23 protein-coding genes, 1 other RNA gene and 1 other annotated feature are annotated in these 19792 nt (G+C 38.9%); of the genes, 4 read left to right on the top strand and 20 right to left on the bottom strand.

What is annotated here, in order from left to right; genetic code table 11:
* Positions 1-207: 207 nt before the first annotated feature.
* The 14 genes from galE to FD16_RS08965 all read right to left on the bottom strand — a co-directional run bounded on the left by galE (position 208) and on the right by FD16_RS08965 (position 9693).
* Positions 208-1203, bottom strand: a complete 996-nt coding sequence (galE, locus tag FD16_RS09025) for a UDP-glucose 4-epimerase GalE (RefSeq protein WP_010622938.1) — start codon at positions 1201-1203, stop codon at positions 208-210.
* Between the two features lie 45 nt (positions 1204-1248).
* Positions 1249-2013 (bottom strand): acyl-[acyl-carrier-protein] thioesterase, encoded by a 765-nt coding sequence (locus FD16_RS09020; protein ID WP_010622939.1) that lies wholly within the window; start codon positions 2011-2013, stop codon positions 1249-1251.
* An 18-nt stretch (positions 2014-2031) separates the two neighbouring features.
* Positions 2032-2898, bottom strand: a complete 867-nt coding sequence (gene rsmI / locus FD16_RS09015) for a 16S rRNA (cytidine(1402)-2'-O)-methyltransferase (protein ID WP_010622940.1) — start codon at positions 2896-2898, stop codon at positions 2032-2034.
* Positions 2899-2911: 13 nt separating this feature from the next.
* Positions 2912-3262, bottom strand: a complete 351-nt coding sequence (locus FD16_RS09010) for a DNA replication initiation control protein YabA (RefSeq protein WP_010622941.1) — start codon at positions 3260-3262, stop codon at positions 2912-2914.
* 1 nt (position 3263) lies between these two features.
* Positions 3264-4292: a DNA polymerase III subunit delta' gene (gene holB / locus FD16_RS09005; RefSeq protein WP_010622942.1), complete on the bottom strand. Its 1029-nt coding sequence runs from the start codon at positions 4290-4292 to the stop codon at positions 3264-3266.
* A gap of 12 nt (positions 4293-4304) precedes the next feature.
* Entirely contained in the window at positions 4305-4634 is a 330-nt protein-coding gene (locus FD16_RS09000; RefSeq protein ID WP_010622943.1) for a cyclic-di-AMP receptor, read from the bottom strand.
* 28 nt (positions 4635-4662) lie between these two features.
* Positions 4663-5301 (bottom strand): dTMP kinase, encoded by a 639-nt coding sequence (gene tmk, locus FD16_RS08995; RefSeq protein ID WP_010622944.1) that lies wholly within the window; start codon positions 5299-5301, stop codon positions 4663-4665.
* Positions 5302-5324: 23 nt separating this feature from the next.
* The gene (locus FD16_RS08990) at positions 5325-5573 is read right to left on the bottom strand and encodes a YaaL family protein (protein WP_010622945.1); all 249 of its coding nucleotides are present in this window, start codon (positions 5571-5573) and stop codon (positions 5325-5327) included.
* A 9-nt stretch (positions 5574-5582) separates the two neighbouring features.
* Positions 5583-6182: a recombination mediator RecR gene (recR, locus tag FD16_RS08985; RefSeq protein ID WP_010622946.1), complete on the bottom strand. Its 600-nt coding sequence runs from the start codon at positions 6180-6182 to the stop codon at positions 5583-5585.
* A gap of 15 nt (positions 6183-6197) precedes the next feature.
* Positions 6198-6512, bottom strand: a complete 315-nt coding sequence (locus FD16_RS08980; RefSeq protein WP_029508426.1) for a YbaB/EbfC family nucleoid-associated protein — start codon at positions 6510-6512, stop codon at positions 6198-6200.
* Positions 6513-6527: 15 nt separating this feature from the next.
* Positions 6528-8282 carry a DNA polymerase III subunit gamma/tau gene (gene dnaX / locus FD16_RS08975; protein WP_010622948.1) on the bottom strand — a complete coding sequence of 585 codons (1755 nt, stop codon included), beginning with the start codon at positions 8280-8282 and terminating at the stop codon, positions 6528-6530.
* A 177-nt stretch (positions 8283-8459) separates the two neighbouring features.
* Positions 8460-8546, bottom strand: an RNA gene (ffs, locus tag FD16_RS12620) — signal recognition particle sRNA small type.
* Between the two features lie 41 nt (positions 8547-8587).
* Positions 8588-9085, bottom strand: coding sequence for a tRNA adenosine(34) deaminase TadA (tadA, locus tag FD16_RS08970; RefSeq protein ID WP_010622949.1), 498 nt, complete (start codon positions 9083-9085; stop codon positions 8588-8590).
* 8 nt (positions 9086-9093) lie between these two features.
* Complete coding sequence (locus FD16_RS08965) at positions 9094-9693, bottom strand: class I SAM-dependent methyltransferase (RefSeq protein ID WP_010622950.1); 600 nt, start codon at positions 9691-9693, stop codon at positions 9094-9096.
* A gap of 221 nt (positions 9694-9914) precedes the next feature.
* Between FD16_RS08965 and nrdH the strand changes: the two genes are divergently transcribed.
* From nrdH to nrdF, 3 genes are all read left to right on the top strand, one after another.
* The gene (gene nrdH, locus FD16_RS08960) at positions 9915-10139 is read left to right on the top strand and encodes a glutaredoxin-like protein NrdH (RefSeq protein ID WP_010622951.1); all 225 of its coding nucleotides are present in this window, start codon (positions 9915-9917) and stop codon (positions 10137-10139) included.
* Positions 10140-10226: 87 nt separating this feature from the next.
* Entirely contained in the window at positions 10227-12392 is a 2166-nt protein-coding gene (gene nrdE / locus FD16_RS08955; protein ID WP_010622952.1) for a class 1b ribonucleoside-diphosphate reductase subunit alpha, read from the top strand.
* Between the two features lie 22 nt (positions 12393-12414).
* Positions 12415-13389: a class 1b ribonucleoside-diphosphate reductase subunit beta gene (nrdF, locus tag FD16_RS08950; protein WP_010622953.1), complete on the top strand. Its 975-nt coding sequence runs from the start codon at positions 12415-12417 to the stop codon at positions 13387-13389.
* A gap of 66 nt (positions 13390-13455) precedes the next feature.
* Here the strand turns inward: nrdF and FD16_RS08945 are convergent, their stop codons facing one another.
* Positions 13456-15729: an ATP-binding cassette domain-containing protein gene (locus FD16_RS08945; protein WP_010622954.1), complete on the bottom strand. Its 2274-nt coding sequence runs from the start codon at positions 15727-15729 to the stop codon at positions 13456-13458.
* Positions 15730-16005: 276 nt separating this feature from the next.
* On the opposite strand from FD16_RS08945, the gene FD16_RS08940 reads away from it, so the two are divergent.
* A complete protein-coding gene (locus tag FD16_RS08940) occupies positions 16006-16659 on the top strand; it encodes an NAD(P)H-binding protein (RefSeq protein WP_010622955.1) in 654 nt (217 codons plus the stop codon).
* A 132-nt stretch (positions 16660-16791) separates the two neighbouring features.
* On the opposite strand, the gene rplL is transcribed toward FD16_RS08940, so the two are convergent.
* The 5 genes from rplL to nusG form a co-directional block, all read right to left on the bottom strand.
* Complete coding sequence (rplL, locus tag FD16_RS08935; RefSeq protein WP_010622956.1) at positions 16792-17160, bottom strand: 50S ribosomal protein L7/L12; 369 nt, start codon at positions 17158-17160, stop codon at positions 16792-16794.
* A gap of 48 nt (positions 17161-17208) precedes the next feature.
* The gene (gene rplJ / locus FD16_RS08930; RefSeq protein ID WP_010622957.1) at positions 17209-17715 is read right to left on the bottom strand and encodes a 50S ribosomal protein L10; all 507 of its coding nucleotides are present in this window, start codon (positions 17713-17715) and stop codon (positions 17209-17211) included.
* Positions 17716-17745: 30 nt separating this feature from the next.
* Positions 17746-17861 (bottom strand) — a sequence feature (ribosomal protein L10 leader region).
* A gap of 35 nt (positions 17862-17896) precedes the next feature.
* Entirely contained in the window at positions 17897-18589 is a 693-nt protein-coding gene (gene rplA / locus FD16_RS08925) for a 50S ribosomal protein L1 (RefSeq protein ID WP_010622958.1), read from the bottom strand.
* An 88-nt stretch (positions 18590-18677) separates the two neighbouring features.
* Positions 18678-19103: a 50S ribosomal protein L11 gene (gene rplK / locus FD16_RS08920; protein WP_010622959.1), complete on the bottom strand. Its 426-nt coding sequence runs from the start codon at positions 19101-19103 to the stop codon at positions 18678-18680.
* Positions 19104-19240: 137 nt separating this feature from the next.
* Positions 19241-19789, bottom strand: coding sequence for a transcription termination/antitermination protein NusG (nusG, locus tag FD16_RS08915; protein WP_029508429.1), 549 nt, complete (start codon positions 19787-19789; stop codon positions 19241-19243).
* Between the last annotated feature and the right edge of the window lie 3 nt (positions 19790-19792).

The following is a 19792-nucleotide window of genomic DNA, read 5'->3' as shown; positions in this document are numbered from 1 at the left end:
TAAGAATCTTAGTAGCTTTTTCCACTAGTTTCTACGCATTGAATTATAAAAATCAAGTAAAAGAAAAAGCAGTTAAACCTCCTATTGGAGATTTAGCTGCTTAAAGACGAAGTCTTTAAAATTTTATATCAGTACTTCTTGACGAAGAACCAAAAAGTGGAAAGATAACATGATATGCTATCTCTCCACTTCAAATACTACTAATACTTATTTGCGGTCATCATATCCATTGGGATGGGTTGAATGCCATTTCCAAGCGGTTTTAATGATTTCATGAACATCATCAAATTGTGGTTTCCATCCTAAAATGGTACGCGCATTATCACTAGCGGCAACTAACGAGTCTGGGTCACCAGGACGACGTGGTGCTAGTTTAGCTGGAATCTCCTTACCAGTGACTTCTCGAGCAGCTTCTAACATTTGCTTATTTGAAAATCCCGTTGAGGAACCCAAGTTAAATGCACGACTGTCGTTTCCTTCGTTCAAATATTTGAGCGCCAAAATGTGAGCGTCCGCCAAATCCATAACATGAACGTAGTCACGGACATTCGTTCCATCTGGCGTGTCATAATCATCACCGAAAATACTTAATTCATCACGTTTACCCTGAGCAACCTGCATGATGATTGGCACAAGATGAGTTTCAGGACCATGATCCTCACCAATTGACCCATCAGGCTTAGCTCCTGCCACATTAAAGTAGCGTAGAGCCACAAAATGAATGCCATAGGCTACGTCAGCCCAATGCATCATTTTTTCCATCATTAGCTTGCTTTCACCATAAGGATTAATTGGTTCCTGAGAATCAGTCTCCTTAATTGGAATTGATTCTGGTACACCGTATGTCGCTGCCGTTGACGAGAAAACAATTTTCTTGACGTCATGATCATGCATTGCTTCAAGAAGAGTGATCATCCCACCAGTATTATTGTCAAAGTACTTTAAAGGTTTTTCCATCGATTCTGGGACAATTGAAAATGCAGCAAAATGAACCACCGCATCAATCGATTCACTTTCAAAAACATGATTTAAAAAGTCATGATCTCGCACATCACCCTCATAAAACTTTGCTTGAGGATCGATTGCTTTCTTGTGTCCCGTTGATAAATTATCAACGACGACCACATCTTGATGCTGTTCTACCAAGCGTGCGACCATATGAGAACCAATGTATCCGGCACCGCCTGCTACTAAAATTGACATATTATCCCTCCAACCAAATTAATAAATTTAGTTTACCACAAAAATTTATGATACGCTTTCATTCCACCAACAATTTGCAATGGCATTAATACCATCATCAACTAAGATTTGATGTTTAGTAATTATTTCGTCTGCACCCGTATTCTGATCGATGCCAGCCTGGCTCGTCACTGTATCCCCATACCGAACTTCACGTTCATACTTGATAAGCATTTTTTTAAGCTCGTGTGTTTTTAAAAATTCGGCATCCAACACATCCAACATCCAATCAAAGTAATGAGAGTTATTAACATGCCGGTTGGCATCAATATCAAAATATCTAACTCGATAATTTTTTTGATTAGTTAAATCTTCGTCCATAAGTTCCTGTGCTCGGCCAAATTTAGGCATTCTTTTAACACTTTTGGAATGATATGGTTCAATCATTAAATCAGGAATTTGAACCATCTTGCGGCTGGTTAAGTCCATAAAAACAAAAATACCATTAATATGAGCGTATTCATTGCCATTATGGTCACTGATCCAGAACTCGCGGTAGGCAAAATACTTATTATAAGAAGTCGTGCGAGTGCCAAGAACAACGTCATCACCCATCTTAGGTAGTGAATTAACATTGATTTCGTAACTAGTGATAACCCAACCACCACCGACCCTATTAGCTGCCTCAGTACCGGCATTTAAGTGATCTGCCTGAACTCCAGAAACCAGTACAGCCAAATTAATCATCATCCCCACTGTTAAAAAGCTGCGTGGATCGCACTCATAGTATGTAATATGATGATTCATTTCAAATTCATTTTCGGCTAACATTTGATTGACACCTCCTCGTTAAATTTCATGGTATTGTCTGTATACTTCTTGCCGATTAAGTCCCTGTTGCTTAGCAACCTGTTTAATTGCACCGTTAACAGTCATACCATCCTCAATCAACCTATCAATCTGCTCATTAACCGGTAAATCTTTTGTCGAGTCTGTCTGAGGATTAGTCTGCTCAAATCCGGCAACAATAATTACAAATTCACCGCGAACTTGATCGTTGTGAGCCCAATCATTCAGTTCATCGAGTGTGCCACGGAGAAATTCCTCATACTTTTTAGTCAGCTCTCGTGCTAAAACAGCCTGATGTTCACCACCGAAAACGCTAACCATATTTTCTAACGTTTTTTTCAACCGATGCGGTGCTTCGTAAAAAATCAAAGTCTCTTTATGCACAGTCAATTTTTGTAACTCTTCTAATTGTAAATTATTTTTTCGATCCAAAAAGCCATGAAAATAAAACGGTTGAGGAACAATGCCAGATGCAATCAATCCAGTTAATCCTGCATTAGCACCGGGAAGCGGAACAACCGTAATGCCTTTTTCAACACATTTTGCAACCAATTCCTTACCAGGATCAGAAATAGATGGCATCCCAGCATCACTAACCTGGGCAATACTGATTCCATCTTCTAATTTTTCAATTAGTTGGGGAATTCTCTGCACGGTATTGTGTTCATGAAAGCTGATCTGCTTCGTTTCGATTTCAAAATGGTTTAACAGTTTTTGTGTATTACGAGTATCTTCAGCAGCAATCAAATCAACGTCCTTAAGTACCTGCACCGCACGATAAGTCATATCCTGCAAGTTACCAATTGGTGTTGGGACTAAAAATAAGCTACCTTGATTTGTCTTCTGAAAGCTTCGTTGTGACTGCATTGATTTCCTCCAGTTAATTGGCGCCATTCCCGCGTCTGCCAAAAATTGCATCTAAACAAAAAGTGCATGATTCATGATGATCCAGTCGTTTGCCGTAGTATTCATTGCAAACATGAAACCCTTGTTCATAGAGTTTTTGTAGATTTTGACGGGACGATGAAAGCTCTGCTGATTCATTTTCCTGTTGATTCTCCGCAATTAATTTATGCAAATGTTCATTTTCAATCGTTAACTCAGCATTTTCTTCCAGCACTTCTGTTATTTGTAACTGCAATTGCTCCATTTTTTCAAGCAGGTCTTTGGTCTGCTCAGTAACTCGCTCAAATCGGTCGTAAATTTTACTTTTCTCCAAATCTTCGCTCATTTCATACCTCCGCACCATTGCTAAGTTCACTAACGATTTTAATTGTTAATTCTTCTAAAATATTTTGAAAATTAATATTTTGATCAAGTAGTCGCCGGGTCTGCAAGGTCATCTGTGCCGTTTTGGTTAACTTTGACGGTGAGTATTGATTAGCTGTCTGCCTAATATCACTTTGAAGTGATACAAAACTGATTCGATCAGACAAATCGTCTTGGTTAGCTGTCAACATGGTATCTCGCCACACCAACATGATCATATCAAATATTGTCTGCTGCTGATTGCGATCCTTAACTACCGGCATTACATCTTGAGATACACTAATAAAAGCCTGCATGTCAGCTTTGGCAGTTAATTTGAACCACTTAGCAACCGCATTTTGGGCTTTTTCTAACCATTCATCCTCAAGTAGTGTCATCACATCATCCAATGAATTTGTCAGACTTGCCGCCAAATTAATTACATCCGCATCAACACCTTGATCTACCAACTGTTGTTTAAATTTATCAAACGAAAGCGGTGCGAATTCCACAATTTGTGCGCGTGATTGAACAGTTGGTAAAATTGCTCCCTTGTTAGTGGTAATCAAAAAAGCAACGAAATCACTTGCTGGTTCTTCTAAAAATTTAAGCAAACTGTTAGCAGCGCTGACCGTCATTTTATCGGCATCCTGAATAATAAATACCTTTTGATTTCCCTCAACAGCACTTTTGCTAAATTCAGATTTTAGAAATCTAATTTGATCAACTTTAATTTGCCGACCATCCGGGGCAATTGTCAAAACATCCGGATGAAGATGGTTAATAATCCGCTGACATTCTTCACAGGTACCATCCGGTTGGCCGTTTTCATCAACATGCTTACAAAAAAGGCGCATTGCGACCCATTGAGCCAGTTGCGTCTTTCCAGCGCCAGATGGTCCAACTAGCAGATAGGCATGTGCCAATTCGTTTTGTTCAATTGCTGTCTGAAATCGGTCTGCAATGTTTGTTGGAAATGTTCCAATGTCCCGATTAGTCTGTGTGTTTTCCATTATATTCACTCTTTAAAACTGGTGAAACTGTTCAATTGGCAGTACGAATACTGTAGCTCCACCAACTTGTACTTCAACCGGATAAGATGCAGATGCGTCCATAGATGCATCCATACTAACTTGTGGAGTCATGAATTGACCGCGAGCATGAGATGTTTTTTTAATAATAGACAGAACATCATCAACTCGATCATCATCAACTCCGACCAAAAAAGTAGTATTACCTGATCTAAGAAATCCGCCTGTACTTGATAACTTGGTTGCACGAATATTAGCTTCAATAAACGCGTTGCTTAAAACATTGCTATCTTTATCCTGAATAATTGCAATTATCATTTTCATATCTGCTCACCCCGTCATTTACTTTTAATTAAAACAGGTTTGGATATTTTTGCAAGATTGTGTTTCTGACTTGTTCAACTACTTTGTCTAATGCAGGACTCGCATCTATCAACTTAATTCGATCAGAATTATTTTTTTGCAGTCTTAAATATGATTGTCTCACCCGCTGATGAAATTCTAATTTTTCCACATCTAATCGATTAATTTCATCCGTACGATGTTGCATAATTCTATTGATACCTTCGGCCGATTCGATATCAAGGTAAATTGTTAAATCGGGCTCAAGCCCGTCGATCGCAAATTGGTTAATTTGCCAAACTTCTTTTTCACCAATTTGTCGACCAGCACCTTGGTACGCAATTGAACTGTCAACGTAACGATCACAAAGAACTGTCTTGCCTTCGTTTAGAGCAGGTATAATTTGTTCAACAATATGTTGCCGCCTAGCCGCTGCATACAACAATGCCTCAGTGCGCACGTCCATCTGAGTATTCACCGGATTTAAAATAATTTTTCGAATGGCTTCGGAGATCGAATTACCACCGGGTTCACGTGTCACCATTAGTTGATCACCCAATTTATCGCCTAGCTCTGAACTAATTTTTTTAATTACACTAGTTTTACCAGCGCCATCCGGTCCCTCAAATGAAATAAATTTGCCTGCCATCTTCATCCTACTTTCCCGTTAAATTACTGTTTTACTGCAATGTTATGTTGCAGTTGTCCGTGAACTTGTCTGCGCTTAGCCTCATGATACAGATACATATATTTTTGTTCCTGCAATTTTGTCTGCATCAATAGTTCATTATTAACTTCGCTCTCATAGACCGCTTTTTGCGTCTCACGAGCATGATCCCAATCAGCTTTAACATCATAAATGACATCTAGAAGCTGTTGATCATAATTTTGCTTAACTTTCTGAATTCGCTTTTTAAACATCACGGTCTCCTAAATTTCAGTTCTACCTTCAACTGCCTTATACAGTGTCATTTCATCCGCGTAATCAATATCAGCCCCTACTGACAATCCATGTGCCAGTCTAGTGACTTTAATTCCCGCGGGTTTAATTAATCGAGACAGATACATTGCCGTGGCTTCGCCTTCCGTTGATGCATTAGTAGCAACGATAACTTCTTTAACTTCGTCATTTTTTTGCAATCTAGTTAGTAAAGAAGAAATGTTAATGTCTTCAGGACCAGTACCTTCAATTGGAGATAAAACCCCATGTAATACGTGATAAAGACCATGATATTCTTTCATCTTTTCCATGGAAATAATATCCTTAGATTCTTCAACAACCAAAATTGTACTCTGATCCCGTGATTTATCTTTACAAATTAAACATGGATCTTCCTCAGTAAGATTACCGCAGATACTGCAATAGTGTAAGTCGCGCTTGGCAGCAATCAATGCCTTGGCAAAATTAGTCACATCATCACCATCCATGCTAACCGTGTAAAATGCAAGACGAGCCGCTGTTTTTGCGCCAATCCCGGGTAACTTCATATAACTATCAATTAATTGCGCAATTGGCTCTGGATATTGCATTAAATCAAACTCCTTTTACATTCCTGGAATGCCCTTAGTGTACTTTCCCATTGATTGTTGAGTTGCATCGTCAATCTTTGACAAACCATCGTTAACCGCTGCCAGTACTAAATCTTGTAACATTTCAACATCGTCAGGATCAACAGCTTCCTTGTTAATAGCCAAATCTTTTAGCTTTTTGTCTCCACTAAAAGTTGCTTTAACCATATTGTCAGGTGCTGTTCCAATGAATTCCTTACCATTTAGCTCTTCTTGTTCTTCCATCATTTTCTTTTGCATTTTTTGTGCTTGTTTCATCATTTGTTGCATATTACCCATTCCACGCATCATAATTAATCTCCACCTTTAATCGTTTTTGACTTCCACAATATTTTCACCAAATAATTTCTGTGCTTCACTAACCATTTTATCATCTATTACTGGCTGTGAGTCCTCGTTTGTCTGATCTTTAGAATCATTTTGAGAATTTTCCGTTGAATTTTGGTCACCATTCAAGTTGTGCTGGTCAATAAAGTCTTTTCTGATCGTTGGCCATTGATCCTTTGGCACAAACACCACAGTGCGTGTTTCACCACTCAACTTATTTAAATCAGACTCCATGTCATCTTCCAGTGTTTGATCATCAACCGCTTTTTGATACAGCAATCCATACTCAAATGCCACAATTACACCATCAGCACTAGCAGCAACTGGTTGAGAAACGTGTAACAGTGCCCGTTGCTGGACCGTTAGCATGTTCATCATGTCTTCCCAAAGGTTACGCAAACTAATCAAGTCATCCTTCGTGGCCGCTTCCAGCACTGGGTATACTTTACTCAAATTAACTTTAATCTGAGTCGTTTTAGGTTTGCGAGTACTTGATCTGTTCGGCTGTTGAACAGGTTGTTGGACCTGTCCCTGTTGTAATTGTGTCACAGTTTGTTTCAATGAATTAATCTGTCTTTCAAGACTAGCAACGGTATCATCATCAGTTGACACACGCGTTTCAGTATTAACCGGAGTCGACACCGATTTTGCTTTTAATTGAGACAGTTTGACCGTCAGAACCTCCAAATAGACATCTGGGTGTGTGGTAAACCGCATTTCTTGTTGAATTTCGTTCAGCTGATTAATCATTGCATATATCACGTCCGGTGATGCTAACTTTACCAGCTCGTCGTATTGCTCTTTGCTCATTCCCGTGCTAGTTGCATCCACCATTTCGGGAGCCTCTTGATACAGCAGTATGTCTCTTGCAAATGAGATCACATCTTCAATAAACCGTTGACCATCTTTGCCTTCATCCAAGATGCCTTGCATAGTACTCAATGCATCGGCACTTTTATGCTGACAAATTTGCGTAAAGTACTGTTGCAACAACTCTTTTGTAACACTACCGGTAACAAGCAATGAATTATCTAACGTAACCTCATTATCACTGAATGAAAGTACTTGATCTAAAATACTCAATGCATCGCGCATACCACCCTCGGCTGCATTTGCAATCACCCATAATGCCTGTTCATCATATTCAACTTTTTTCTCATCTAATATGAACTTCATTCTCTGGAAACTGTCATCCGATGAAATTCTCCTAAAATCAAATCTCTGTGTTCTGGAGATAATCGTCAATGGAATTTTATGCGGTTCAGTAGTTGCTAAGATGAAAACAACATTTGCCGGTGGTTCTTCCAAAGTTTTCAATAGTGCATTAAATGCCCCAGTGGAAAGCATATGAACTTCATCAATAATGTAAACCTTGTAATCTGCCTGTGTTGGTGCATATTTAGCCTTATCTCGAATATCACGAATCTCTTCAACGCCGTTGTTAGAAGCCGCATCAATTTCGATCACATCATTCATTTGACCGGCCGTAATTTGGCGACACGTATCACATTCATTACAAGGTTCACCATCTTTAAGATGATGACAATTGATAGCCTTCGCAAATATTTTGGCAGCCGACGTTTTACCCGTTCCCCTGGGCCCAGTAAACAAATAAGCGTGACTCGTCTGGTGGGTTATGAGGGCGTTTTTCAAAGTCGTAGTGATTACTTGCTGACCAACAATTTCGTCAAATCGCTGTGGTCGCCACACACGATATAAAGCTTGATAACTCATGTTTTTACTCCCTTTTCAGCAGTCGAAACTGCACGCAAATTTCACTTGTTCTTCTTGTTCAATACGAATTTTATCTTAGCACATTTTTTGGTTTTTTCGAAAACATAAGGCAATTAAAATTGACGTATGAAAAAGGATCGTCCACAACCTAAATTGTGACGATCCTGCTAATTTCTAATAAACTTAAGGCACAAGCTACATCAGACTTAGTGCTGCTTCCTTCCGGACCTGACACGATTCGTAAGCGCAACCTTGCCCTAAGGCCTTGCGGCAATAAATACTATACTATATCTAGCGTAAAAATGCTAGTCATGTGCAGATAATCTTTTCTGAATTCTACGTTTTTTTCGAATTGATTTGAAAAAAGTTTTTAACATTTGGCTGCATTGATCCGCCAATAAACCAGATTCAACTTTAACCTGATGATTCAATCGATCGTCATTCAATAGATGATACAGGCTGTGTACTGTTCCTGCCTTTGGATCATCTGCAGCGTAATAAACAGTGTCAATTCTTGAATTAACAATGGCTCCGCTACACATCATGCAAGGTTCAAGAGTAACAAACAATTGACAATTTTCTAATCGCCAGCTGTGCATTGCGTGACATGCTTCTGTAATTGCCAGTATTTCTGCATGAAAAGTAACATCTTGAAATTTCTCTCTCATATTATGTCCACGTCCGACAATTTTGCCCTCGTGTACCACAACTGCTCCAATGGGAACCTCTCCCATAACCTGTGCGTTGTATGCTTCTCTAATCGCTTCACGCATGAAGTAAACTTGTTGATCTACAGTTAACATATGGCCTCCTACTTAACACTTCTCAATATGTAGTAGCCCTTATTTCTAGTAATTACCTCACAATTATTAAATGTTTGCTGCATTAGTCTCTTTGCAGACGGCGCACCCTGCTTTTTTTGCAAAACAACCCATAACTGGCCATCATTTATCAGATGATCAAATGAAGAGGTAATAAAATCATCAACAACTTTTTTTCCCGCACGTACAGGCGGATTAGTCAAAATTGCCGCGTAACTTTGCGTTACGTTTTCGTATGCGCTGGAAGCAAAAATATTTACATTCGAAATATTATTTAATGACGCATTTTCTCTTGCTAAATCCATAGCCAGTTCGTTAACATCTACCATATCGACATGTCTATTATCCATGTCCTTGGCGATTGACAAACCAATTGGCCCGTAGCCACATCCTAGATCTAAAATATTGCCTTCTGGCAGATCTTTATCAGAAAAACTTTCTATTAATGTTCGACTGCCAAAATCAACGGTATGCTTAGAGAACACTCCGTTGTCAGTTGTGAATTCAAATTGACGATCACGTAATTTGAAATTCCATGTCTTTTTGTCGTGTAAAACGTCTGGATTTTGTGTATAATGATGATTGTTCAACTTATTAAATCTCCATTTCCTAGTATGTACATCATATCGTATTATTGATTAAAAAAAAATAAAAAAACTTGGCAATTACAAAATGCCGATATAACACAAGATATAGTATTCAATGCTAAATTACACCACAATATATAGTGGCGTTGGCATTGATTTTTTTATTTATCGCTGTATACTAGTAATCAATCAATAAGAGAATTTCAGTAACGAAGGTGAATAGAATGGTAACAGTATTTTCAAAGAACAATTGTGTACAGTGTAAAATGACAAAGCGCTTCTTAGCTGAGCATCATGTAGACTTCATCGAACATAATATTGATGAACAACCACAATACATCGACGGGTTAAAGCAAGAAGGCTTTCTCGCAACTCCAGTTGTTAAATTAGCTAATGGTAAGACTTTTTCAGGTTTTAGACCTGATCAGTTAAAGCAATTAGCCATTTAATTGCTCAACACGAGGCCGAGCCAAAGTAATTTGTGCTCGGTCTTTATTTTGCAATCAAACATGAAAATAAGAAAGTGAGTGAATGATTTGTCGTTAAAAGATTTAGGGGACGTAACATATTATAATTTGAACAATGAAATCAACATCCCCGTTGATAACCAAATTCCATTAAACAAAGATCAAGAAGCACTGGCAGCGTTCATTAAAGAAAACGTACGACCAAATACTAAGGCATTTGATTCATTAAAAGATCGTTTTGACTTTCTAATTGCCAACGATTACGTAGACGAAGATCTAATCAAGTTGTACAACTTTAGCTTTATTGAAAAACTATATGACTACTTAAGAGAACAAGATTTTCACTTTAAGTCATTCATGGCTGCATATAAGTTTTATGCACAATATGCTTTAAAGACAAACGACAATGAGTACTACCTTGAAAACTTCATTGATCGCGTTGCTCTAAATGCATTGTACTTTGCTAATGGTAACGAACAGTTAGCGCTTGATTTAGCAGATGAAATCATTCATCAACGATATCAACCCGCTACGCCTTCATTTTTAAATGCAGGTCGTAAGCGCCGTGGCGAACTTGTTAGTTGCTTTCTAATTCAGTCGACTGATGATATGAATACTATCGGCCGAACAATTAATTCTGCTCTTCAATTATCAAGAATCGGTGGCGGGGTTGGTATCAACCTTAGTAACTTGCGTGAAGCAGGCGCACCTATTAAGGGCATTGAGGGAGCTGCTAGTGGTGTCGTTCCTGTTATGAAATTATTGGAAGACAGCTTCTCATACTCCAATCAATTAGGTCAGCGTCAAGGTGCTGGGGTAGTGTACCTTAGCGTCTTCCATCCTGATATTATTCAGTTCCTGGCTGCTAAAAAGGAAAACGCCGATGAAAAAATCCGTCTTAAGACCTTATCGTTAGGTGTCACGGTGCCCGATAAATTCTACGAATTAACAAAGAACGACGAAGATATGTATCTCTTCAGTCCATATGATGTGGAACGCGAATATGGGGAACCATTCTCATACGTCGACATCACAGCAGAGTATGATAACTTAGTAAATAATGATAAAATCAAAAAGACAAAGGTCAATGCGCGTGAATTAGAGGATGAAATCAGTAAATTACAACAAGAATCTGGTTACCCATATATCGTGAACGTTGACACTGCTAATCGTGCAAACCCAATTGATGGCAAAATTGTCATGAGTAACCTCTGTTCAGAGATTATGCAGGTTCAGATACCTGGTACAGTTGATAATGGACAAAATTACGTCAAGATGGGTACTGATGTTAGTTGTAACCTCGGTTCAACTAATATCGTTAACTTGATGGCATCCCCAGATTTTGGTCACTCAGTTGAAGCAATGGTTCGTGCTTTAACCTATGTTACCGATAGTTCAAATATTGATGTTGTGCCAACCATCCAACATGGTAACCACTTAGCTCATTCAATCGGTCTCGGTGCCATGGGACTCCACAGCTACTTTGCTAAAAACCACATGGAATATGGCTCAAAGGAATCAATCGAATTTACCAGTGTTTACTTCATGTTACTGAACTACTGGTCACTTAAGGCCTCAAATGAAATTGCCCGTGAACGTAAGGAGACCTTCCATAACTTTGATAAGAGTGACTATGCTAACGGCAAGTATTTCGATAAGTACTTGAACACGGACTTTGGCCCTCAATTAGACAAAGTTAAAGATTTGTTCGATGGCATTTTCATTCCTTCTGAAGCTGATTGGCAACAATTACGTGATGATGTTATGAAAGATGGTCTGTACCACCAAAACCGTCTCGCAGTTGCACCAAATGGCTCAATTTCGTACATCAATGACACAACTGCAAGTCTTCACCCAATCATCAATCGTGTTGAAGAACGGCAAGAAAAGAAAATCGGTAAAATCTACTATCCAGCTCCTTATCTGTCTAATGACACGATGCCATACTACAAATCAGCATACGACATGGACATGCGTAAGGTTATCGACATCTACGCTGCGGCGCAAGTCCACGTTGATCAATCACTTAGTTTGACCCTCTTCATGCGTTCAACCATTCCAGCTGGTATTTATGAATGGAAAGATGGCAGAACCGACAAGATGACTACTCGTGACTTAAACATTTTGCGCCACTATGCGTATAATAAAGGTATTAAGTCAATCTACTACATCCGTACATTTACCGATGATCAAGATGAAATTGGTGCCAACCAATGTGAAAGTTGCGTCATCTAGTTATTAGGAGAGGAATTTAACAATGGCAAAAAATTATAAAGCAATCAATTGGAATCAGGTTTCCGATGCGATTGATAAAGCAACCTGGGAAAAATTAACGGAACAGTTCTGGTTAGATACTCGAATTCCTGTTTCAAACGATCTTGGCGATTGGAGAACTTTAGATACTGATCATCAATGGTTGGTCGGCCACGTTTTTGGTGGTTTGACCCTGCTGGATACTGTTCAATCAGAACAAGGAATGGCCGCTCTGCGTAAAGATGTGCAAACTCAACACGAAACTGCTGTTCTAAACAATATCCAGTTCATGGAATCTGTCCATGCCAAGAGTTATTCAACAATTTTTTCAACATTAAACACTCCAGATGAAATTGACGAAATATTTAACTGGTCAGATTCAGAAGAATTTCTTCAAAATAAGGCAATCAAAATTGCTGGTATGTACATGGATAACGAACTAGATCCATTGAAGAAAAAAGTGGCTAACGTTTTCCTTGAAACATTCCTATTTTACTCTGGTTTCTTCACACCACTCTATTACCTTGGACACAATAAATTGAACAATGTCGCTGAAATCATTAAATTGATTTTGCGTGATGAATCAGTGCATGGAACTTACATTGGTTATAAATTCCAAGTTGGTATGAAACAATTAAGCGAAAAGAAACAACAAGATATGAAAGACTGGATGTACAACTTTTTGTATGAGCTCTATGATAACGAAGAGAAATATACCCATATTCTTTATGATCAAGTTGGTTGGACTGAAGAAGTATTAACGTTCATCCGTTATAACGCTAATAAAGCGTTGATGAACCTTGGTCAGGATCCACTGTTCCCAGACACTTCTGCTGACGTTAACCCAATCGTCATGAATGGTATTTCAACATCGACAGCAAATCATGACTTCTTCTCACAGGTTGGTAATGGATATCGTCTTGGTCAAGTTGAAGCAATGCAAGACAGCGATTACGACATTGGCGAATCTGAAAAATAATTTGATATTCAAAAAGACCGGAATTATAATCAATTCCGGTCTTTTTTTGTACCGTTAATTTAAGTTTTATCCGTGCAATTCTAACTGTCTTTTCAATGCCATTCCGGTTCTAGAACCATCATCTGAAATACTATCAGCTGGAGTTCCTTCAAAACAAACCTGTCCACCGTACTTACCAGCATCTGGCCCCATATCAATTAACCAATCAGCCTGACTAATTAATGATAAATTATGTTCAATTAAAATTAACGTATTTCCCTTATCAACTAGGCCTTCAAATAGCTCGATTAACCTCTGTGTATCGTTAAGATGTAGTCCGGTTGTTGGCTCATCCAAAAAGTAAATACTACCTGTGTGATCCAACTCCATGGCCAGCTTAACACGTTGAACTTCTCCACCTGATAAAGTAGTCATTGCTTGACTAAGATTCAAATAACCTAGTCCAACTTGATCTAAAAGACTAACTTTTTTATAGATTGTAGGAACATCCTTAAAAAATTCTAGTGTTTCACTAATGGACATGTTAAGCACTTGAGCGATATTCTTACCATGATACTTGTACTGAAGTGCCTCTCGACTATATCGTTTACCACCACATAGTTCGCAAACTTGAATGACGGGATCCATAAACGCCATTTCTGTAATAGTGACCCCCTTACCCTTACATCTTGGGCAAGCACCCTTACCATTATAACTGAACAGTTGAGTGGAGGTATTGTTAGCATTAGCAAACAATTTTCGTAGTGGATTCAAAATATTTAAGTAAGTTGCTGGTGTCGATCTAATATTAATTCCAACAGCATCCTGGCTTAAATCAATATAATCTTGATCGGTCACCTTCTGTTTAACCGCATTGACAAGTGTACTTTTACCAGAACCGGCCGGCCCAGAAATCACTGTCATAACCCCCTGAGGAATTCTGGCACTGACATTCTTCAAATTATGAGATGTCACGTGCTGAACCTGCAACCACGAACTCGATTGACGAGTTTTTCTAAAGTGGGTTGGTTGTCTCAACATCTTACCGGTAATAGTATCCGACTTTATCAGTTCATTATAAGTACCAGTAAAAGTTACTTGACCACCACCTTGCCCGGCTTTGGGACCAATTTCAACGATATAGTCGGCCATTCTAATGATGGCGGGGTTATGATCAACCAGCACAATTGTGTTGCCATGTTTCTTTAATTCATTTAGCGACCTAGTAATCAACTGAATGTCATGTGGATGGAGCCCCACACTCGGTTCATCTAAAATATAGACTAAGTCAGATAATGAACTAGTTAAATATTTAGCAATTTTTATTCGTTGTGCTTCACCGCCAGATAGTGTATCAGTACCGCGATCCAATGATAAATAGCCAAGTCCAATATCGATTAATGCTTGAATTTTACTTTGCAGTTCACGCACCATCGTCTTTGCCAATGGATCTGAAACGCTATTTAAAAATGATTGGACGTTAACCAAATCCATTGAGCAAACTTCGGCAATATTTCTGCCTTCAATCTTACCCTTCAATGCATCTTGATTTAATCGTGTACCATGACAAACTGGACACGGTTTTCTAGTAACAATTTCTGCAAGTGCAGCTTGATGATGACGACCAGACGCACTATGAACAACAGACCTCATCATTCTTGGCACAAGGCCTTCATATAAAGCAGTTCTTCCCCACTCCTCAGGTGGATTTTTTAATTTTTGCCGTGGTGCGTGCATGAACATGTCATATTCTTCTTCAGAATAATCTTTAATTTTTTTATCCAAGTCAAATAGGCCGCTATGGCCATATTCATTCCAGCGCCACGTACCCGGTTGAAATCCGGCAAATGTCATTGCACCTTCATTGAGCGATTTTTCAGGATCAATCAGTTTAGTCTCATCAATATCGTCAATAAACCCTAATCCCTGACATTCCGGACACATTCCTTGAGGTAAATTAAACGAAAACCACTCCGAATATCCGACCCACGGTTTACCAATTCTTGAAAACATCAATCTTAGAACTGAGTATATTCCAGTATATGTGGCAAGCGTCGATCTAGAATTTCTACCAATGGGCTTTTGTTCAACAACAATTGCCACAGGTAAATGTTCAATATTGTCGAAATCAGGTTGACCAAATTTAGGTAGATACTGTTGTGTAAAACTTGGAAATGTTTCATTTAATTCTCGACGTGAGACAGCCGCTAACGTATCAAATACTAATGAAGATTTACCTGCTCCTGACAATCCAGCAAATACAGTTGTCTGGTGTTTAGGTATCTCTAAGTTAATATCTTTAAGATTGTTTTCACGTGCACCATGAATATTAATTGATCCCCTAGCAAATATATCTGGCATACTCCCGTCCTCCTGTCATAAATTGACTGCAATACACATCATGTCTCGTATTAAAAACAGCGAATTAACATCATACCATGGATATTTTAAAAAGTTAAATATTACGCTCTGTCATCTATATAATAACATGGTGCTGGTTATCGTGACTTACTCGTAAGTGGTATAAATCAGATTAAGATCAATAATTTTTTAAGTATTGTTATGTGTCGATATTGCTGTTTATTCTTTTAGAGAATACACTAGCTTTAAAATAATAATATATCTGGAGGTAATAGAATGAATCTCTTAATCTTAGGAGCCAATGGTCAAATTGCTAAAATTATAGAAAATAGAATTTTATCTGAGGACGAATTTAGCAATGTTAATTTAACTCTGTTTCTTCGTGATAAAGCCCGACTTAACGAGCTAAGCAATAATCCTCGAGTTTCATTGATAGAAGGAAATATCAGTGATCAAGCTGCATTACAACAAGCATTAAACAATCAACAACTTGTTTTACTAGCAACTGTTGACACAGACTCAAATAATACAATTACAAAAACAGTCATCAGTGCAATGAAGAAACAGAATGTTAACCGGATATTAGCCGCAAGTTCAATTGGCATTTACGGTGAAGAACCCAATCCAGCATTTCATTCATGGAATCAGCAAACATTAAGTAGCGCTTTAAAGCCCATGCGGCAAGCAGATGAATTATTAAAAAGTTCGTCATTAATATACACAACCCTGCGTTTTGGCTGGTTAAATGATAGAGATCAAGTGCAGTATAGCATCACAGAGCAAGGAACTAAGTTCGCTGGTGGATCCGGTTCAAGAAAGAGTATGGCCGATGCAATTTTAACAATCATAGCTAACCCCTCATTGTATGAAAATGAAACAATTGGAATATCAGATCCAAGTACTAAAGACGCCCCTAGTGTTGTTTACTAAGTGAAAATGTAATCGACATTGTAGTTAATATAGCTATTTAACCCAAATTATTTGAGCACAAAAAAACTGCCAATTTGCATTGGCAGTTTTTTTATCAGATGATTTATTAACCTCTGAAAATTAAATCTTTTATTACTTAAGAGTAACGCTAGCACCGACTTCTTCAAGTTTTGCCTTGATGTCGTTTGCTTCGTCTTCTTTAGCGTCTTCCTTGATAGCTGAAGGTGCATCGTCAACGAGACCCTTAGCATCCTTAAGACCTAAACCAGTGATTTCACGAACTGCCTTGATAACCTTAACCTTAGCGCTACCAACTTCAGTAAGTTCAACAGTAAATGAATCCTTTGCTGCACCGGCGTCTCCACCAGCAGCACCTGCAGCTGCAACTGGAGCAGCAGCTGAAACATCGAATTCGTCTTCGATTGCCTTAACAAGGTCGCTAAGGTCTGAGATTGAAGCTTCTTTTAATGAAGCAATGATTGAATCTTTATCAAAAGCCATTTTATTTTCCTCCAAATTTTATCTAGAAACTAGATTGTAATTAAATTATTATGCTGCAGGTTCATCGTTCTTGCTGTCAATAACTGCGTTAATGGCATAAGCAACGTTCCGAACAGGAGCTTGCAATGTTGATAACAACATTGATAGTAAATCGTCGCGACTTGGTAATGATGCGAATTCGTTGATCTTATCAACATCAGCGATTTTCTTTTCCAAGAAACCACCCTTGATTTCAAGTGCATCGTACTTGTCAGCAAACTTCTTTAAGATCTTGGCTGGTGCGATGGCATCTTCGTCAGAAAATGCGACAGCTGAAGGACCATTGAAAACGTCATTCATTTCACCATAACCAGCTGATTCAGCAGCACGAGTTAAGACCTTGTTCTTAATAACAGACATTGTAACGCCTGCTTCACGAAGTTCCGCACGTAGTTCAGTCACTTGTTCAACGGTCAAACCACGATAATCAGCAACAACAACTGATTCAGCATTTTCAAAACGCTTAGCAACTTCTGCAACTAGTTCAGCTTTTTTTGCAACTGTTGTTTCACTCACAGATATACACCTCCTATATTATTCTAAGATAGGATTTAAAAAAAATCCCTATGTCCACCTACAGACATAGAGAAAAATTTAACTTCCTCGGCAGGTATAATTGAGGCTTGCGCCACCTGAGTCTTAGGTGAATATTTAATTCAACTGCATTATTATACCAACCTGACAGAGAAAGTCAAGATTAGAACGATGCTAAATCAACGTTAACACTAGGTCCAAACGTAGATGAAACAGAAACATGCTTGATGTATGTTCCACGAACTGATGCAGGACGAGCCTTAGCAACAATATCTTCGATTGTAGTAATGTTTTCAACTAATTTATTATCATCAAATGATACCTTACCAGCTGGAACATGAACGTTACCATCACGGTCGGTCCGATATGTAACCTTCCCAGCCTTTGATTCGTTAACAGCCTTAGTTACATCCATGGTAACCGTACCAGTCTTAGGGTTTGGCATTAAGCCCTTAGGTCCTAACACACGACCTAAACGACCAACTTGAGCCATCATGTCTGGTGTTGCAATAGCAACATCAAAATCTAACCAGCCATCTTGGATACGAGCAACTAAATCATCGTCACCAACTACGTCGGCACCTGCTGCTTGCGCATCCTTAGCTTTGTCACCCTTTGCGAACACAATAACAGTCTGTTCCTTACCAGTACCGTTTGGTAAAACAACGGCACCACGTAATTGTTGGTCAGCTTGCTTTGTATCAACATTTAAGTTAAATGCAATTTCAATTGTTGCATCAAACTTAGCATAATCAATTTCTTTTACCAAACTAACTGCATCATTGATTGCGTAGAGCTTATCTGCGTCAACTTTTTTTGCAGCGTCTTGGTATTTTTTACCTCTTTTTAGAGCCATCTGTGTTTTCCTCCTTGCAATTGTGGTCGAACGGAGTTACCTCCCACTTGGTACATTCATTTTGGTGAAGTACCCGACCGCTACGCGATTAGCCTTCGACAACGAAGCCCATACTGCGTGCAGTACCTTCAATCATGCGCATAGCTGCTTCAACGTCAGTTGCGTTTAGATCTTGCATCTTAGTTTTAGCGATATCTTCCACTTGTGCCTTTGTAACAGTGGCAACTTTCTTAGTGTTAGGTTCGCCAGAACCATGTTCAACACCAGCGGCTTTCTTCAATAATACTGAAGCAGGTGGGGTCTTAGTGATGAAGTCGAATGAACGATCTTCATAAACACTAATAACTACTGGAATTAACATACCTGCTTGATCAGCGGTACGAGCGTTAAATTCCTTTGTAAATCCCATAATATTGATTCCTGCTTGACCCAGCGCTGGTCCAACCGGCGGTGCTGGGGTAGCCTTGCCGGCAGGAATTTGTAACTTAACAACGTTCGCTACTTTCTTTGCCACGAGACAAAACCTCCTTAAGTCCGTGTTGTGGTAATGATGAAGCATCAGATTTGCTTCTCCCACGAGTATATCAACGACATACCTTGATAGGTTAACACAAAAAAAGCGCCGACACAAGGTCGCACGCCAAAATTGAATTAAACAATTTTATCAACCTGATCAAAATCAAGTTCAGTTGAAGTTTCACGTCCAAACATCTCAATGTTAACTTTTAACTTCATCTTTTCATTGTCGATCTCAGTAATCTTACCCGTTAAGTCGGCAAAGGCTCCTTCAATAATCTTGACCGTTTCGCCAACTTCAACATCTAAATCTTCATGGCGAGCACTCATACCAAGACGGCGAAGTACCAATTCAACTTCATCGGGCAACAAGGGAGTCGGCTTTGAGCCGCCACCGTGGGAACCAACGAATCCAGTGACACCTGGAGTGTTTCGAACAATGTACCAAGCTTGGTCAGTCATTACCATTTCTACAAGCACATAGCCAGGGAAAGTTTTTTCAATCTTATCCTTAGCTTTACCATCTTTAACTTCACGCACTTCTTCTTCCGGCACAACAACGCGGAAAATAAAGTCTTCCATCCCCATTGATTGTGCTCTTGATTCCAAGTTGCTCTTAACACGATTCTCATACCCAGAGTATGTGTGCAGTACGTACCATTGTTTTTCAGTTGATTCCACGATTAA

Origin of the sequence: Paucilactobacillus suebicus DSM 5007 = KCTC 3549, assembly GCF_001434475.1 — a bacterium.
Classification (GTDB): domain Bacteria; phylum Bacillota; class Bacilli; order Lactobacillales; family Lactobacillaceae; genus Paucilactobacillus; species Paucilactobacillus suebicus.
Note: the sequence above shows the minus strand (reverse complement) of the source record. Positions and strands in the feature narration are given on the sequence as shown.

Bases quoted from the DNA above. Each gene is read 5' to 3' on its own strand.
- rplL (WP_010622956.1), bottom strand. From the start codon at position 17,160: ATGGCTTTTGATAAAGATTCAATCATTGCTTCATTAAAAGAAGCTTCA.
- recR (WP_010622946.1), bottom strand. From the start codon at position 6,182: ATGCAATATCCAGAGCCAATTGCGCAATTAATTGATAGTTATATGAAG.
- galE (WP_010622938.1), bottom strand. From the start codon at position 1,203: ATGTCAATTTTAGTAGCAGGCGGTGCCGGATACATTGGTTCTCATATG.
- dnaX (WP_010622948.1), bottom strand. From the start codon at position 8,282: ATGAGTTATCAAGCTTTATATCGTGTGTGGCGACCACAGCGATTTGAC.
- FD16_RS09000 (WP_010622943.1), bottom strand. From the start codon at position 4,634: ATGAAAATGATAATTGCAATTATTCAGGATAAAGATAGCAATGTTTTA.
- FD16_RS08945 (WP_010622954.1), bottom strand. From the start codon at position 15,729: ATGCCAGATATATTTGCTAGGGGATCAATTAATATTCATGGTGCACGT.
- rplA (WP_010622958.1), bottom strand. From the start codon at position 18,589: ATGGCTCTAAAAAGAGGTAAAAAATACCAAGACGCTGCAAAAAAAGTT.
- FD16_RS08980 (WP_029508426.1), bottom strand. From the start codon at position 6,512: ATGATGCGTGGAATGGGTAATATGCAACAAATGATGAAACAAGCACAA.
- FD16_RS09020 (WP_010622939.1), bottom strand. From the start codon at position 2,013: ATGTTAGCCGAAAATGAATTTGAAATGAATCATCATATTACATACTAT.
- holB (WP_010622942.1), bottom strand. From the start codon at position 4,292: ATGGAAAACACACAGACTAATCGGGACATTGGAACATTTCCAACAAAC.
- FD16_RS08990 (WP_010622945.1), bottom strand. From the start codon at position 5,573: ATGTTTAAAAAGCGAATTCAGAAAGTTAAGCAAAATTATGATCAACAG.
- tadA (WP_010622949.1), bottom strand. From the start codon at position 9,085: ATGTTAACTGTAGATCAACAAGTTTACTTCATGCGTGAAGCGATTAGA.
- FD16_RS09010 (WP_010622941.1), bottom strand. From the start codon at position 3,262: ATGAGCGAAGATTTGGAGAAAAGTAAAATTTACGACCGATTTGAGCGA.
- tmk (WP_010622944.1), bottom strand. From the start codon at position 5,301: ATGGCAGGCAAATTTATTTCATTTGAGGGACCGGATGGCGCTGGTAAA.
- nrdF (WP_010622953.1), top strand. From the start codon at position 12,415: ATGGCAAAAAATTATAAAGCAATCAATTGGAATCAGGTTTCCGATGCG.
- nrdH (WP_010622951.1), top strand. From the start codon at position 9,915: ATGGTAACAGTATTTTCAAAGAACAATTGTGTACAGTGTAAAATGACA.
- FD16_RS08940 (WP_010622955.1), top strand. From the start codon at position 16,006: ATGAATCTCTTAATCTTAGGAGCCAATGGTCAAATTGCTAAAATTATA.
- rsmI (WP_010622940.1), bottom strand. From the start codon at position 2,898: ATGCAGTCACAACGAAGCTTTCAGAAGACAAATCAAGGTAGCTTATTT.